The sequence below is a fragment of the Sedimentibacter sp. B4 genome (assembly GCF_000309315.1).
Classification (GTDB): Bacteria; Bacillota; Clostridia; order Tissierellales; family Sedimentibacteraceae; genus Sedimentibacter; species Sedimentibacter saalensis.
Map to the genome: position 1 here is coordinate 1 of NZ_CANG01000005.1, position 16892 is coordinate 16892.

The window sequence follows — 16892 nt, forward strand, 5'->3', positions numbered from 1 at the left end:
TTTTTGTAATTGCTGCTGTTAAAGTAGTCTTACCATGGTCAACGTGGCCGATTGTACCAATGTTAACATGGGGTTTATTTCTTTCAAATTTTTGCTTTGCCATTTTGTTTCCTCCATAATTTATTTATTATTGTTGTTGTTGTGTTATTTTTTCAGCTACGCTGTTTGGAACTCTTTCAAAGTGGTGGAATTCCATTGAATAAGCTGCTCTACCCTGGCTCATGGAACGAAGAACAGTTGCATATCCAAACATTTCTGATAATGGAACATATGCATCTACAATCTTAACTCCGCTTCTGTCAGAGAATCCTTCAACTCTTCCTCTTCTAGAACTAATGTCTCCCATAACATCTCCTAAGTAATCTTCAGGAGTTGTTACTTCAACTTTCATATATGGTTCCATCAATACTGGTGAAGCCTTTCTCATAGCTTCCTTGAAAGCCATAGAACCGGCAATCTTAAATGCCATTTCTGAAGAGTCAACTTCATGGTATGATCCATCATACAATGTAACTTTGAAATCAAGTACCGGATATCCTGCAAGAACACCGTTTTCAGCTGCGCCTCTTATACCGGCTTCAACTGCTGGAATATATTCCTTAGGAATTGCTCCGCCGACAATAGCATTGACAAATTCAATACCTTTGCCTGCTTCAAGAGGTTCCATAGTGATTTTAACATGACCGTATTGTCCTTTACCACCGGACTGTCTTGCATACTTCATATCAACATCAGATGTTCCTGTAATTGTTTCTTTGTAAGAAACTTGTGGCTTACCAACATTTGCTTCAACCTTGAATTCTCTTAAGAGTCTGTCAACGATGATTTCCAAATGAAGCTCGCCCATTCCTGCTATAATTGTCTGACCAGTGTCAGGATTTGTATATGTCTTGAATGTCGGGTCTTCTTCAGCAAGCTTCTGAAGGCCGATACCCATTTTTTCTTGTCCTGCCTTAGTCTTAGGTTCAATTGCTACTTCTATAACTGGGTCAGGGAATTCCATAGATTCCAATACTACCGGATGGTCAGGATCACACAACGTATCTCCTGTTGTAGTGAACTTTAAACCTACCGCTGCTTCTATGTCTCCCGAATAAGATGTTTTAATTTCTTCTCTCTTGTTAGCATGCATCTGAAGTATACGGCCAATTCTCTCTTTTTTATTCTTAGTGGAATTCAGAACGTAACTTCCTGATTCTAAAGTTCCGCCATAAATTCTAAAGAAAGTCAATTTTCCAACGAATGGGTCAGTCATGATCTTAAATGCCAACGCTGCCAAAGGAGCATCATCTGCAATATGCACTTCAACTTCTTCTTTAGTGTCAGGATCAAAACCTTTCATCTGTGGTACGTCAACTGGACTTGGCAAGTAATCTAATACTGCATCCAACATCAGTCTAACACCTTTATGTTTATATGCTGTACCGCAAAGTACAGGAATTATCTGAACATTGGTTGTAGCAATTCTTATTGCTTTTTTTAATTCTTCAACAGTGATTTCTTCACCGTTTAAGTATTTTTCCATCAATGTTTCATCAGTATCGGCTACAGCTTCAACTAATTTTTCTCTGTATTCATTTGCTTGATCAACATATTCTTCTGGTATTTCTGTAATAGTGATATCTGTTCCTTCATCATTGCCATAGTTTATAGTCTTCATTTCAACTAAATCTATGATAGCTCTGAAGTTTTCTTCAACACCGATAGGCAACTGAATTGGAACAGCATTAGCTTTTAATCTGTCAATGATTGTTCCGACTGAATAGAAGAAATCAGCACCCATTTTATCCATTTTGTTTATTAAACAAATTCTTGGTACACCATATTTATCTGCCTGTCTCCAAACAGTTTCTGACTGAGGTTCAACCCCCATTTTAGCATCAAATACTGTTACAGCACCATCAAGTACTCTCAATGATCTTTCAACTTCAACTGTAAAGTCTACGTGGCCTGGTGTATCTATAATGTTTATTCTTACATCTTTCCAATGACAAGTAGTAGCAGCTGAAGTTATTGTAATTCCTCTTTCCTGCTCTTGCTCCATCCAGTCCATCTGAGATGCACCTTCATGAGTTTCTCCAATTTTATGAATCTTCCCGGTATAGAACAGGATTCTTTCAGTAGTTGTAGTTTTTCCCGCATCAATATGCGCCATGATACCAATATTTCTGGTATTTTCCAAAGAATATTCTCTACTCATTTTAACCTCCTTCACGCTGCTAAGTTAAGTTCTTTACTTAAATTAAGCATATTACCATCTGAAATGTGCAAATGCTTTGTTAGCTTCTGCCATTTTATGTGTATCTTCTCTTTTCTTAACGCTGGCTCCTACGTTGTTAGCTGCATCCATTAATTCTTTTGCAAGCTTTTCACGCATAGTCTTTTCTCCTCTTTTACGAGCATAGCCTACAAGCCATCTTAATCCCAAAGTTTGTCTTCTCTCTGGTCTAACTTCTATTGGCACCTGATAAGTGGCACCGCCGACTCTTCTTGCTTTAACTTCAAGAACTGGCATGATGTTATTCATTGCTTTAGTGAACACCTCTATTGGTTCTTCACCTGTCTTCTCTTTTATAATGTCAAATGCATCATATACGATTGTTTGAGCAACGCCCTTTTTTCCATCATACATAAGTTGGTTAATCAATTTGGAAACGACCTTATCTTTATAGATTGGATCTTCCATCACTTCTCTTTTAGGTATGTGACCTTTTCTTGGCACTTTACTTCCCTCCTTAATAATAAAATTTAATTCACAGGTACTCGACAATAATTCATGCCGTAGTGCACAAAATGCATTATATATATTATGGCGCGATTGCAGCATCATAACCCTGCATTGTGTGCCGGATATCGTCTAGTTATTTTTTAACTTTTTCTCTCTTAGCTCCATACTTGGATCTAGATTGTTTTCTTTTTGCAACACCAGCTGTGTCAAGGGTACCTCTTATTATGTGGTATCTAACCCCTGGTAAGTCTTTAACTCTACCGCCTCTTATAAGAACAACGCTGTGTTCCTGTAAGTTGTGGCCTACTCCTGGGATGTATGCAGTAACTTCAACACCTGTTGTTAACTTAACTCTGGCAATTTTTCTTAATGCTGAGTTTGGTTTCTTAGGTGTTACAGTCTTAACTGATGTGCATACTCCTCTTTTTTGAGGTGAATTTGTTTCATTCATCTTCTTTTGAAGTGTGTTATAGCTTACATTCAATGCTGGAGAATTGGATTTGTATGTTACTTCTTGTCTTCCTTTTCTCACTAACTGGTTTATTGATGGCATTCGTGCACCTCCTTACAATATTGTCTATTGTTTATTTTAAAACGGCAGCAGCCGCTGCGTTTACATTGATACCCACAGATGTCCCAAGGTCCTTCATGTTGTCAAAATATATTATTTCAATATCTTTTTCCTTACAAACATCTTCGATGGGTTTAGTAACATGCAAATCAGCATCCTTTGATATATAAATCTTTTCAGCTTCGTCTCTCGTCAAAGCCCTCAAAGTCTGCTTCTTTCCTATTACTATTCTTTTCTCTGTATTCATATAATCACCTATTTATTAACAAATTCTTGGTTCATGGGAATCCCCATGAACCAAGCTTATTAATTCATTTAAGGATTAAAACACTAAAGTATTCTATCATCTTAGTTTTAAGATGTCAAATATTTTTTTATTTTTACATTTATTCTTCTAAAGCTTCTTCTTCCTCAACTTCAACGTCATCGGTAGTTATTCCTATGTTTCTGTATTTTTTCATTCCTGTACCGGCAGGTATAAGTTTACCGATGATTACATTTTCTTTAAGTCCCAGAAGATTATCAACTTTTCCCTTTGTAGCAGCATCAGTCAACACTCTTGTTGTTTCCTGGAACGATGCTGAAGCAAGGAATGAATCTGTAGCAAGAGAAGATTTTGTGATACCCAAAAGTGCAACCTCACCTGTTGCAGGCTCTTTGCCTTCAGCAAGAACAGCATCATTTTGAGTGTTGAAATCAACCTTTGATACGAGACTTCCCGGAAGAAGTGTTGTATCTCCAGCTTCTTCAATACGAACCTTGTTAACCATCTGTCTGATTATTACTTCAACGTGCTTGTCGGAAATATCAACACCCTGCATTCTATAAACCCTTTGAACTTCCATGAGTATGTAAGCTTCCAGAGCCTTCATACCCTTAATGTTCAAGATGTCATGCGGATTGATTGAACCGTCTGTAATTTTATCTCCGGCTTCAAGATAATCGCCTTCTGTAACAAGAATCTTTGAACCATATGGTATCAGGTAAGTCTTGCTTTCCATGTTGTCGTTGTTTGTAATTGTTACTTCTCTTTTATGAATCTTTTCAGTTACTGTCACACGGCCCGGTATTTCTGTTATGATTGCCTGACCTTTTGGCTTTCTCGCCTCGAAAAGCTCTTCGATACGAGGCAAACCTTGTGTGATGTCTGCTGCAGCTGCAATACCGCCTGTATGGAACGTACGCATTGTCAGCTGTGTACCAGGTTCACCTATTGACTGGGCTGCTATGATACCAACTGCAGCTCCCACGTGAACAAGCTTTCCTGTTGCAAGGTTAGTTCCGTAGCATTTTGCACAAACGCCGTGAGGTGTTTTGCAAGTGAGCACTGATCTTACCTTAACCTTTTTAATTCCTGAATCCTGTATTTTCTTAGCTGCATCTTCAGATATGAATTCACCGGCTTTAACCATTATTTCGCCAGTTTCAGGATGAACAATGTCTCCTGATGCAAATCTGTCGGCGCATCTTTCACTCATTTCTTCTATAACTTCTTTTCCGTCTATAAATGACTCAACTTCAATGCCATCTGTAGTTCGGCAGTCAACTTCTCTAATGATTACATCCTGGCTTACGTCAACAAGTCTTCTTGTTAGGTATCCAGAGTCTGCTGTTCTAAGAGCTGTGTCTGTTAAACCTTTACGAGCTCCAGTAGCTGAAAGGAAGAACTCAAGCACTGAAAGACCTTCACGGAAGTTTGACTTAACCGGAACCTCAACTGTCTTACCTGTTGCACTGGCCATAAGACCACGCATACCGGCAAGCTGTTTAATCTGGTTACGACCACCACGGGCTCCTGATACAGACATGATGTAAATGCTGTTTAATGGATCGAGGCTGCTCATAAGTGCTTCTGTAACATCTTCAGTTGTCTGGTTCCAAATTTTTATAACATTTTCGTATCTTTCTTCATCAGTCATCAGACCTCTTCGATATTTCTTCTCATAGTCGATAACTTGCTTTTCAGCTTTTTCAATAAGCATTTTCTTTTCTTCAGGAACTGTGATGTCGCTTACTGAAACTGTTATTGCTCCTACGGTTGAATATCTGTAGCCTTTTGACTTGATTCCGTCAAGTACATCTGCTGTGTCTGAATTACCGTAACGTCTGAAACATCTGTAGATTATTTCTTCCAAGTGCTTCTTTGTTACAGTCTTGTCTATTTCAAGAGAAAATTTATCTTTTTCTCTGTTTACAAATCCCAAATTCTGTGGAATATTTTCATTGAATATGAATCTTCCCACTGTTGATTCAACTAATCTTGTTTCTCCGTCAACAGTAGTTCTTACTTTGACTCTTGCATGCAAATCAACAACCTTGTTGAAGTATGCAACCATCATTTCTTCATAATCCTTGAAAACCATTCCGCTTCCCTTTGAATTTTCAATTTCAAGGGTCATGTAATAACTTCCAAGAACCATGTCCTGTGTAGGAGTTGTTATTGGTCTTCCGTCCTTAGGTGCAAGGATGTTGTTTACTGACATCATTAAGAATCTTGATTCTGCCTGCGCCTCAACTGACAGTGGAACGTGAACAGCCATCTGGTCGCCGTCGAAGTCTGCGTTGTAAGCAGTACAAACAAGCGGGTGCAGCTTTATGGCTTTTCCTTCAACCAATACAGGTTCGAAAGACTGAATACCAAGTCTGTGCAGTGTGGGTGCACGGTTAAGCATTACAGTGTGGTCTTTTATTATTTCATCCAATACATCCCATACTGCATTGTCAACTTTTTCAACTTTTTTCTTGGCACTTTTAATGTTGTGTGCAGTGCCGTTTTCAACAAGCTTCTTCATAACAAATGGTTTGAAAAGTTCAAGAGCCATTTTCTTAGGAAGACCGCACTGATGGAATTTAAGTTCCGGACCTACAACTATAACTGAACGGCCGGAGTAGTCAACACGCTTTCCAAGGAGGTTTTGTCTGAAACGTCCTTGTTTACCCTTAAGCATGTCAGACAATGATTTAAGCGGTCTGTTTCCAGGACCTGTTACAGGTCTTCCGCGTCTGCCGTTGTCTATTAATGCGTCAACAGCTTCCTGGAGCATTCTTTTTTCATTTCTGACGATTATGTCAGGTGCTCCAAGATCAAGAAGTCTTTTCAGACGGTTGTTTCTGTTTATTACTCTTCTGTAAAGGTCGTTTAAGTCTGATGTTGCAAAACGGCCTCCGTCAAGCTGAACCATAGGTCTGAGTTCAGGAGGAATTACAGGAATAACGTCAAGAATCATCCACTCCGGTCTGTTTCCTGATACTCTGAAGGCTTCAATTACTTCGAGTCTTCTTGTTATTCTGATTTTTTTCTGTCCCTTGCTGTCTTTCAACTGACTTTTAAGTTCTGCTGCTTCTTTTTCAAGATCTATTTTTTCAAGCAGTTTTTTAATAGCTTCAGCGCCCATTTCAGCTTTGAAAGCATTTTTGTAGTGATCTTTGTACTCTCTGTATTCCATTTCACTCAAGAGCTGCTTTTCTGACAATGATGTGTCACCGGCTTCAGTAACAACATATTGTGCAAAGTATAAAACTTTTTCAAGTGCTCTTGGAGACATGTCAAGAATAAGACCAAGTCTGGATGGTATACCTTTGAAATACCAGATATGGGATACAGGAGCAGCAAGCTCAATATGACCCATTCTTTCTCTTCTTACTTTTGCTTTTGTAACTTCAACTCCGCAGCGGTCACATACAACTCCCTTGTATCTGACCCTTTTGTATTTTCCGCAGTGACACTCCCAGTCCTTTGTTGGTCCAAATATTTTTTCACAGAAAAGACCATCTTTTTCTGGTTTTAATGTTCGGTAATTTATTGTTTCGGGCTTTTTAACTTCCCCTCTTGACCATTGTCTGATTTTATCAGGAGAAGCTAAAGCTATTCTTATTGATTCGAAATTATTGTAATCTACCAAGGAGTTCGCTCCCTTCATTATAATTTAATTATCAATTGGTCCTTGTATTTAAAAATCATCTTCGCTGTCATAATCATCATCAATATCTATGTCAGCATCGTCAAAGATATCAATATCGTCGATATCTTCAATTATATTTAACCCGTCAACTTCTTCATCATCGTCAATCGCAATATCGTCGATATCTTCATCAATCTCAGCACCATCTATGTCTACTTCAATCATTCCTTCTGCTTCAACATATTTCATGTCGCCGAGGTTTTCAGCTTCTACCAGTACTTCATCTTCATTATCCATAGTATCAACTATTTCAACTTCGTCCTGCTCACTGGTAATTATCTTAATATCAAGAGCCAAACTCTGTAATTCTTTTACAAGTACCTTGAATGATTCAGGGATTCCCGGTTCAGGAATATTTTCACCTTTGACAATGGCTTCATATGTTTTAACTCTTCCGTTAACATCGTCTGATTTAACAGTAAGAATTTCCTGCAGTGTATGAGCTGCTCCATATGCTTCCAGAGCCCAAACTTCCATTTCTCCGAATCTTTGTCCTCCGAACTGCGCCTTACCTCCAAGTGGCTGCTGTGTAACCAGTGAGTAAGGTCCTGTTGAACGAGCATGTATCTTGTCGTCAACAAGGTGGTGAAGTTTAAGCATATACATGTAACCAACAGTTACAGGTCCGTCAAAATAATCACCGCTTCGTCCGTCTCTAAGTTCAATTTTACCACTTCTTGGATAACCTGCCATTTCAAGAGCATTCCAAATGTCGTCTTCAGCTGCGCCGTCAAATACAGGAGTTGCCACATGCCAACCCAGTTTTTTTGCTGCCATTCCCAAATGCACTTCAAGCACCTGACCAATATTCATACGTGAAGGAACGCCCAGCGGATTTAACACTACCTGTAAAGGAGTGCCATCCGGCAAGTATGGCATATCTTCTTCAGGCATAATACGTGAAATAACCCCTTTGTTACCGTGTCTACCGCACATCTTATCCCCTACGTTTATTTTACGTTTGGTTGCAATATATACACGTACAAGCTTACTTACTCCAGGACTTAATTCATCGCCATTTTCTCTAGTAAACACTTTTACATCTACAATTATACCTGTTTCTCCGTGAGGAACTTTAAGTGAAGTATCTCTTACTTCTCTTGCCTTTTCTCCGAATATTGCTCTTAACAGTCTTTCTTCTGCTGTAAGTTCAGTTTCTCCCTTTGGAGTAACTTTTCCAACCAGAATATCTCCTGCCTTAACTTCGGCGCCGATTCGGATAATTCCTCTTTCGTCCAGATCCTTGAGAGAATCATCGCCCACATTAGGAATGTCTCTTGTGATTTCTTCAGGACCAAGCTTTGTGTCTCTTGCTTCAGATTCATATTCCTCAATATGAACAGAAGTGAGGACATCTTCCATAACAAGTTTTTCATTCAAGAGCATAGCATCCTCGTAGTTGTATCCTTCCCAGGTCATGAAGCCTATGAGAAGATTCTTTCCGATTGCCATGTCTCCGTTTTCAGTTGAAGGACCGTCTGCAATGATCTGTCCTCGTTTAACATCGTCGCCTTTATATATAATAGGTCTTTGATTTACGCAAGTACCGCTGTTTGATCTTTTGAACTTGAGAAGCGGATACTTGTCTATCATTCCATTGTCATTTCTTTTAATGAGAATTTCAGAAGCAGTAACAGATAGTGCTACACCGTCATGTTCAGCAACAATAACTGCACCTGAGTCTTTTGCTGCCTTGTACTCAAGACCTGTTCCTATAACAGGAGCTTCAGTAATCAACAAAGGCACTGCCTGTCTTTGCATGTTTGAACCCATTAGGGCACGGTTAGCATCGTCGTTTTCAAGGAACGGAATCATTCCTGTTCCTATGGAAATTACCTGCTTAGGAGAAACTTCCATGTAATCAACCATGTCTCTTGACACGATTTCATTGATGCCGTCAATACCTCTTACAACAACACGTTGGTTTGCAAATGTGCCGTCTTCATTCAAAGGTTCATTTGACTGAGCTATTATTTTTGTGTCTTCTATGTCAGCAGTTATATAATCTATTATGTCTGTAACCTGGCCTGTTTCCTTGTTTATTCTTCTGTAAGGAGATTCAAGGAAGCCGTAGTCATTTATTCTTGCATAAGTAGCCAATGAAGTTATCAAACCTATGTTTGGACCTTCAGGGGTTTCTATAGGACACATTCTGCCGTAATGAGAATGGTGAACGTCACGGACTTCAAAACTTGCTCTGTCTCTTGAGAGACCGCCCGGTCCAAGAGCTGACATTCTTCTTTTATGAGTAAGTTCAGCCAATGGGTTTGTCTGGTCCATGAACTGTGACAACTGGCTTGAGCCAAAGAATTCTTTTATGGCAGCAGAAACCGGTCTGATGTTTATAAGAACCTGAGGTGTTACAACATCAACGTCCTGAATTGTCATTCTTTCTCTTACTACTCTTTCCATTCTTGACAAACCAACTCTAACTTGGTTCTGAAGAAGTTCGCCAACGCTTCTTATTCTTCTGTTTCCAAGATGGTCTATGTCATCAGTGCTGCCTATTCCTTTAAACAATCCATATTGATAGTTTGCAGAGGAAATCATATCATCAACGATAATATGTCTTGGAGAAAGTTCCTTCATATTATCTATTATTGCTCTTTCAATGTCTTCTGTTGAACTGTTTTCTTCCAGTATCTTTTTCATTGCAGGATAGAAAATTCGTTCCTTAAGACCCAATTTATCAAAATCTATATCCAATCCAAATACTCTTGGATTAACAAACTTGTTGCTTAATACTTTAGTTACTTTATCTTCAGAGTTATAAATTTCAACAGCAAAAATTCCGGCTGCTTCCAATTTATCTATTGCTTCGGCACTGATTACTTCATCCTTGTTTACGAGAATTTCGCCAGTTTCCTTGTCAATAATATTTTCTGCTGCTTTTTTGCCAATAATTCTGTTTTCTAAGCTGAGCTTTTTATTAAATTTGTATCTTCCGACTTTTGCTAAGTCATATCTTTTTGGGTCAAAAAACAATGAATTAATCAAAGACGAAGCGCTGTCAAGTGTAGGAGGTTCTCCTGGTCTCAATCTTTTATAAATTTCAATTAAAGCTTCTTCTGTATTTGCAGTGTTGTCCTTTTCAAGAGTTTTTAAAAGCTGCTCAGTTTCTCCTAATGTTTCAATGATCTGTGAATTAGAAGAAAGCCCCATGGCTCTAACAAGCACTGTGGCTGGCAGTTTTCTTGTACGGTCGACTCTTACATATATAATATCATTAGAGTCAGTTTCATATTCAAGCCAAGCACCTCTATTTGGAATCAGAGTGGCTTCATACAATTCTTTACCGACTTTATCCCTGTTCATGTTGTAATACACTCCAGGCGATCTAACCAACTGACTAACTATAACACGTTCTGCTCCATTGATTATAAACGTACCCTTTTCAGTCATGAGCGGAAACTCACCCATAAATGCTTCTTGCTCTTTAATTTCTCCCGTTTCCTTGTTGATCAGCCTTACTTTTAGTTTTAACGGTACTGAAAATGTTGAATCTCTTTCTTTACATTCTACCTGGCTGAACTTTGGTTCACCATATAAAGAATGATCAACAAACTCCAGAATCAAATTGCCAGTGTAATCCTCAATTGGTGAAATATCGTCAAATACTTCCTTCAAACCTTCGTTTAAGAACCATTCATAGGATTTTTTCTGTACTTCGATCAAATCCGGCAATTCTAAAACTTCATCAATCTTAGAGTAAGACATTCTCACTCTATTACCTATTTTCACAGGATGCGGCATTTTTTCACCCCTTAGTTTAATAATTTTTTGTCAGCATACAAATTCTATGCCAACATTATATGCTCATGGCAATATATAATAATATCACCAAATATTTTTTATGTCAATGGTTTTTGTGATTTTTTTTATTTTTTTAGCACACATTTGGTATTATTTGCATATAAGAAAAAAATATTCTGATTTTTTCTTAATGAGCAAAAAAGACTTTACAATTAGTAAAGTCTTTTTTTTAATTGTCAATAAACTATTTAATTTCTACAGTTGCGCCTTCAGCTTCCAAAGCAGCTTTCATCTTGTCAGCATCTTCTTTAGAAACACCAGTCTTCAATGTAGTAGGTGCTCCATCAACTGCATCTTTAGCTTCTTTCAAGCCAAGACCTGTTAATTCTCTTACTACTTTTATAACTTTGATTTTTCCTGCGCCTGCACTTGTAAGAACAACGTCGAATTCAGTTTTTTCTTCTTCAACAGGAGCTGCTGCACCTGCTGCACCACCTGCTACTGCTACTGGAGCAGCTGCTGATACACCAAATTCTTCTTCGATTGCTTTTACTAATTCATTTAATTCTAATACTGATAACTTCTTTATTTCTTCAACAAAGTTTGTGATTTTTTCACTTGCCATTTTAATATACCTCCTATGGATTCATGTTATAATTTTAAATTTTTAATTGTTTAATTGTTTGATATCTTGCTCGCAGTCTCAATCACCAATTTATTTGCTCCTTACGTCGCATAAATTGGGATTTCGTTGCGAATGACCTACCAACCATTTTTCAGAAAAAACACTCTGAAAAACGGGGGTTAGGGCATCTTATGCAACTTCTTCGTTTTTCTTTGATATCTGATCAAGCATATAAGCAAGATTTCTGATGTTTCCTTGCAATACGCCAGCCAACTGACCAAGAAGAATTTCTCTTGGTGGTACGCTTGCCAATGCTTTTACTTCATCAGCATTCATTACTTTGCCTTCAGCAATACCAGCTTTAATTACAACTGTTTCATTGCTTGTCTTTGCAAAGTCATTTGTAACCTTAGCTGCGGATATTTCATCATTAAATGATATAGCTATGGCATTTGGTCCTTCCAAGCTTGGAGTGATGTCTTTATATCCTAACTCTTCAAATGCAAAACGCATTAAAGTGTTTTTGTATACCTTGTATTCAACGCCTGCTTCTCTGCATTTGTTTCTTAACTCAGTAGCTTTTTCAACTGTCAACCCTTTGTATTCTACCAATACAACTGATTTGGCACTTCTAAGCTTTTCAGTAATGTCACTAACGACTTGTTTTTTCTGTTCCAACACTGTTTGATTCATGTCCGGTTACACCTCCTTCAACTGTTACGCAGTAATAAAAAAATCCCTCCGCAGACGAAGAGAAATTATTTAATCTATAATTTCAACCTCGGCTGGATATTAAACTCTGTGAGTACCAGCTGTCTGCGGTATTTTATTCAATTTTGAGTTTATATTAGTTCTTAAGTCAGTACTAATCCATTAATTTAGTTGTGTTCAGCTTAACGCCAGGTCCCATTGTGCTTGCTATGGCAACACTCTTCAAGTATTTACCTTTTGCAGCTGCTGGTTTAGCCTTAACGATGGCTTCCATAACAACCTTTAAGTTGTCAACTAATTTCTGAGTACCGAAAGATTTCTTTCCAACAGGAACGTGAATAATGTTTGTTTTATCAAGTCTGTATTCAACTTTACCTGCTTTAATCTCCTGAATAGCTTTAGCTACATCAAAAGTTACTGTACCTGATTTAGGGTTTGGCATTAAACCTTTAGGTCCCAATACTCTACCCAGTCTACCAACAACGCCCATCATATCTGGAGTTGCGATTACAACGTCAAAATCAAACCAGTTTTCCCTCTGAATTCTGTCAGCCAATTCAGCTTCACCTACGTAATCTGCACCAGCTTCTTGAGCTTCTTTAGCTTTATCGCCTTTTGCAAATACCAATACACGTACAACTTTACCAGTTCCGTGCGGTAGAACTACAGCGCCTCTAACTTGTTGATCTGCGTGTCTTGAATCTACGCCTAATTTAACGTGAGCTTCAATAGTCTCGTCAAAATTAGCTTTTGCTGTACCAAGCATTACTTCTACAGCTTCTTCTAAATCGTATAATTTCAATTTGTCAATTGATTTCATACTGTCTTGATATTTCTTTCCTCTTTTTGGCATGTTGTTAACCTCCTTTGTGGTCATGCAGCCTCACGGCCTCCCACAGTGCCTACGTGTTATTTTTCTACCACAACACCCATACTTCTTGCAGTTCCAGCCACAAGGCTCATTGCTGCTTCAATAGTATTAGCATTTAAATCTGGCATCTTTAACTTTGCGATTTCTTCGCATTTTGCTTTAGAAAGTGTTGCTACTTTCTTTTTGTTTGGTTCGCCTGAACCGCTTTCAATACCTACTGCTTTTTTAATTAAAACTGCCACAGGTGGAGTTTTTGTGATAAATGTAAATGATCTATCTTGATAAACAGTCAATACTATTGGTATTATCATACCTGCTTGATCAGCTGTTCTAGCATTAAATTCTTTACAAAATCCCATTATATTCACACCATGAGGTCCTAACGCTGTACCAACTGGTGGAGCTGGAGTCGCTTTTCCTGCTGGTATCTGCAGCTTAACTAAAGCCGTTACTTTTTTAGCCATATCATTGCACCTCCTTCATACGTAAACGCATGTATCTATTGAAAAGTCTTAGACTCTTTCAATCTGGTCATAATCAAGTTCGATAAGAGTTTCTCTTCCAAACATTGATACAAAAGCTTTAATTTTTCTTTTTTCTTGACTGATGCTTTCAACAGCACCAATGAAATCCTCAAATGGTCCTTCTTTCACTTTGATGGTATCTCCCGGTACAAGTTCGATCGCAGGAAGTCTTTCAACAACACCCAGTGCTTTTACCTCTTCATCTGTCAAAGGAACAGGTTTTGATCCCGGACCCACGAAGCCGGTAACTCCTCTTGTGTTTCTAACAAGATACCAAGACTCATCAGTCATTATCATTTTAATGATAACATAGCTGGGGAACATTTTTCTTTCTTTAATCTTCTTCTTGCCGTTTTTAACTTCAGGTACTTCTTCAACCGGCACTCTAACCTCGAAAATTATATCTTGCATCTCTCTGTTTTCAACAAGCTTTTCGATATTAGCTTTTACTTTGTTCTCATGTCCCGAATATGTATGAACGACATACCATCTTGATCCTTGTGACTCTTGCTTCATACTCGCATTACTCCTTCTTAAACAATCAATGAAACCAAATTCTGGAATATGAGATCCAATCCCCAAATTACAAGTGTCATAGCAAATGTAGTAGCAAGTACCACAACAGTATAATTTGTTAATTCCTTTTTTGTAGGCCAATTAACTTTTTTTAATTCTGATTTAACACCCTTGAAATAATTACTTACACGAGCTGTAAATTTTGGATTTTCATTTTCTCTATTAGACATTTACCAACACCTCAATACGGTTATTTTGTTTCCTTGTGAAGAGTATGCTTTTTACAGAATTTGCAATATTTGTTTAGTTCTATTCTTTCAGGATTTTCTCTCTTGTTTTTTTCTGTATCGTAATTTCTTTGTTTACATTCTGTACAAGCTAACTTAACTGCTACTCTCATTTTACACCTCCAAGAACTTATTTGTTCATAAGACCCATTATCCTAATTAAGATATCATAATTAATTTTAACTGTCAACATTTTTTTGGCACATCAAAATTAAATTAATAATAATCCATTAAAAAAAGCCCCTGCTAAAGCAAAAGCTTCTTTTATTAACAACAATTAATTATAAATTATTAAACAACATCTGTCAATACTTTTTCATTAAATTTTATTTTATTTTCTTCCAGGCTTATGTCATCGTCCTGCAAAGCGTCATAACCTTCTTCGCCTGTTCTTATTTTCACGGCATTTTCAACGTCATATACAAATATTTTACCGTCACCTATTCCACCTGAATGTAAAACTTCCTTTGCTTTTTCAATTACAAGTCTTGCAGGTACCTTGCTCACAACTATTTCAACTTGAATTTTAGGAAGAAGGTTCATATCAACCCTTACACCTCTGTAGTATTCGTGATAACCCTTTTGAACTCCACAGCCAAGCACATTTGTCACCGTCATTCCTGTGATTTCAATTTTGTTCATGGCTTCCTTCAGAGCCTGGAATTTGTTTTGATTGATTATGATTACAATCTTAGTAAGCTTCGCGGATTTTGATGCTTTAGATTTTGTCGGTTCCTCAACTAGAACAGGAGCTTCGTTTCTTACTATATGAATAGGAGTCTGAGAGTAACCTGTATATGAACTCACAGCGGAAAGTGCGGGCATGAAATCAGCATAAGCACTGATAAGTCCGTGTTCCATTATATCAAGCCCTGTAATTTCTTCTTCTTCAGAAACACGAAGTCCCACGGTTACATCTATTACTTTGAACACTGTTGTCATTGTTGCTAAAACCCAGAGGCCAACAGCTAAAACTCCTGCTGTTTGAACAAGCAGCATTCCGGCTCCTCCTCCGTAAAGTAATCCTCCGTCTAGGGCAAATATGCCAACCATCACTGTTCCTGCAGCACCGCACATTCCATGAACAGCAACTGCTCCAACCGGGTCATCAATTTTTAATTTCTTGTCCAGAAATTCTATGCTGAATATAATTATAAGTGATGAAATAAGTCCAATTGCTGCTGCACCTGCAACAGAAACAACGTCACAGCCTGCTGTTATGGCAACAAGCCCTCCAAGTGAAGCATTGAGTGTCATGGACACATCAGGTTTTTTATATCTTATCCAGGTAATTATCATAGCCGATGTAGTTGCCACAGCTGCTGCCATGTTAGTAGTTACAAAAATTGTGGAAGCAGAAACAATTGCTTCATCACCTGTCATTGAAACTGTAGAAGTTCCGTTAAATCCAAACCAGCAAAACCAAAGAATAAAAACTCCAAGCGCTCCTATGGTAAGGTTGTGTCCAAGAATTGCATTTGGTTTTCCATCTTTCTCATACTTGCCTATGCGGGGTCCTAATGCCTTTGCTCCAAGGAAGGCCGCAATCCCTCCAACCATATGCACTGCAGTTGAGCCTGCAAAATCGTGAAAACCAAGATTAGAAAGCCATCCGCCTCCCCATATCCAATGACCTGACACAGGATATACTAAGGCACTTATCATAAGACTGTATATGCAGTAAGAAACAAACTTTGTCCTTTCTGCCATGGCTCCCGAAACTATTGTTGCAGCAGTTGCAGAAAAAACAGTCTGAAAAATGAAAAATGCCATTGTAGGAACTGTTGAAGAATAATCACCTCTTACAAAAAAATCCGGTGTTCCCACTAAACCAAAATTTGTTGCTCCAAACATCAATCCAAACCCAAGAATCCAGAATGCAATTGAACCAATAGTAAAATCCAGCGTATTTTTCATTATGATGTTCCCTGCATTCTTTGCTCTTGTAAATCCTGTTTCTACCATTGCAAAACCTGCCTGCATGAAAAATACCAACGCTGCTCCTAATAATACCCAAATGGTATCTACTGATGAATACATAGTAACTCCTCCTTGATTAATAATTTAGTCAAATAATAAAAAACGCGCATATACTTTAGGTATATACACGTCTTTGTGCATTGACCGGGAATAATATCCCCCTCGATTTCCCGGTCTTCCTACAACTTTAAAAAGGAAAAAAAACAGGCGCCGCAGGTAATCCTGCAGCGCCTTTGCTGTTTTTTATTATGATAAATGATGTCGGCACATTTGTCAATAGAAAAGTTACAATAATTATCATAATTTTTTCAGAACGTGGACACCACCTATTGTAACGCTAGATATATACAAAAAACAGCTTTCG

15 protein-coding genes and 1 other annotated feature are annotated in these 16892 nt (G+C 38.0%); all 15 genes read right to left on the reverse strand.

What is annotated here, in order from left to right; all coding sequences use genetic code 11:
- Positions 1-103: GTP-binding protein (locus BN358_RS22710; protein ID WP_019227365.1), on the reverse strand; the 103-nt coding region annotated here is incomplete at its 3' end.
- A gap of 24 nt (positions 104-127) precedes the next feature.
- On the reverse strand, positions 128-2200 hold the full coding sequence (gene fusA / locus BN358_RS00475; protein WP_019227366.1) for an elongation factor G: 2073 nt from the start codon (positions 2198-2200) through the stop codon (positions 128-130).
- 51 nt (positions 2201-2251) lie between these two features.
- Positions 2252-2722, reverse strand: a complete 471-nt coding sequence (rpsG, locus tag BN358_RS00480) for a 30S ribosomal protein S7 (protein ID WP_019227367.1) — start codon at positions 2720-2722, stop codon at positions 2252-2254.
- A 139-nt stretch (positions 2723-2861) separates the two neighbouring features.
- The gene (rpsL, locus tag BN358_RS00485) at positions 2862-3281 is read right to left on the reverse strand and encodes a 30S ribosomal protein S12 (RefSeq protein ID WP_019227368.1); all 420 of its coding nucleotides are present in this window, start codon (positions 3279-3281) and stop codon (positions 2862-2864) included.
- A gap of 31 nt (positions 3282-3312) precedes the next feature.
- Positions 3313-3546 (reverse strand): ribosomal L7Ae/L30e/S12e/Gadd45 family protein, encoded by a 234-nt coding sequence (locus tag BN358_RS00490; RefSeq protein WP_019227369.1) that lies wholly within the window; start codon positions 3544-3546, stop codon positions 3313-3315.
- Positions 3547-3685: 139 nt separating this feature from the next.
- Positions 3686-7201, reverse strand: coding sequence for a DNA-directed RNA polymerase subunit beta' (gene rpoC, locus BN358_RS00495; protein ID WP_019227370.1), 3516 nt, complete (start codon positions 7199-7201; stop codon positions 3686-3688).
- Between the two features lie 48 nt (positions 7202-7249).
- Complete coding sequence (rpoB, locus tag BN358_RS00500) at positions 7250-11014, reverse strand: DNA-directed RNA polymerase subunit beta (protein ID WP_019227371.1); 3765 nt, start codon at positions 11012-11014, stop codon at positions 7250-7252.
- A 244-nt stretch (positions 11015-11258) separates the two neighbouring features.
- A complete protein-coding gene (rplL, locus tag BN358_RS00505) occupies positions 11259-11639 on the reverse strand; it encodes a 50S ribosomal protein L7/L12 (protein ID WP_019227372.1) in 381 nt (126 codons plus the stop codon).
- Between the two features lie 189 nt (positions 11640-11828).
- Complete coding sequence (gene rplJ, locus BN358_RS00510; protein ID WP_019227373.1) at positions 11829-12332, reverse strand: 50S ribosomal protein L10; 504 nt, start codon at positions 12330-12332, stop codon at positions 11829-11831.
- A gap of 28 nt (positions 12333-12360) precedes the next feature.
- Positions 12361-12479, reverse strand: a sequence feature (ribosomal protein L10 leader region).
- A gap of 25 nt (positions 12480-12504) precedes the next feature.
- Positions 12505-13203 carry a 50S ribosomal protein L1 gene (gene rplA / locus BN358_RS00515; protein ID WP_019227374.1) on the reverse strand — a complete coding sequence of 233 codons (699 nt, stop codon included), beginning with the start codon at positions 13201-13203 and terminating at the stop codon, positions 12505-12507.
- A gap of 56 nt (positions 13204-13259) precedes the next feature.
- On the reverse strand, positions 13260-13685 hold the full coding sequence (gene rplK, locus BN358_RS00520) for a 50S ribosomal protein L11 (protein ID WP_019227375.1): 426 nt from the start codon (positions 13683-13685) through the stop codon (positions 13260-13262).
- 48 nt (positions 13686-13733) lie between these two features.
- A complete protein-coding gene (gene nusG, locus BN358_RS00525) occupies positions 13734-14261 on the reverse strand; it encodes a transcription termination/antitermination protein NusG (RefSeq protein ID WP_019227376.1) in 528 nt (175 codons plus the stop codon).
- A 17-nt stretch (positions 14262-14278) separates the two neighbouring features.
- On the reverse strand, positions 14279-14491 hold the full coding sequence (gene secE, locus BN358_RS00530) for a preprotein translocase subunit SecE (RefSeq protein WP_019227377.1): 213 nt from the start codon (positions 14489-14491) through the stop codon (positions 14279-14281).
- A 20-nt stretch (positions 14492-14511) separates the two neighbouring features.
- Positions 14512-14661 (reverse strand): 50S ribosomal protein L33, encoded by a 150-nt coding sequence (rpmG, locus tag BN358_RS00535; RefSeq protein ID WP_019227378.1) that lies wholly within the window; start codon positions 14659-14661, stop codon positions 14512-14514.
- Positions 14662-14839: 178 nt separating this feature from the next.
- Entirely contained in the window at positions 14840-16588 is a 1749-nt protein-coding gene (locus BN358_RS00540; RefSeq protein ID WP_019227379.1) for an ammonium transporter, read from the reverse strand.
- Positions 16589-16892: the final 304 nt, after the last annotated feature.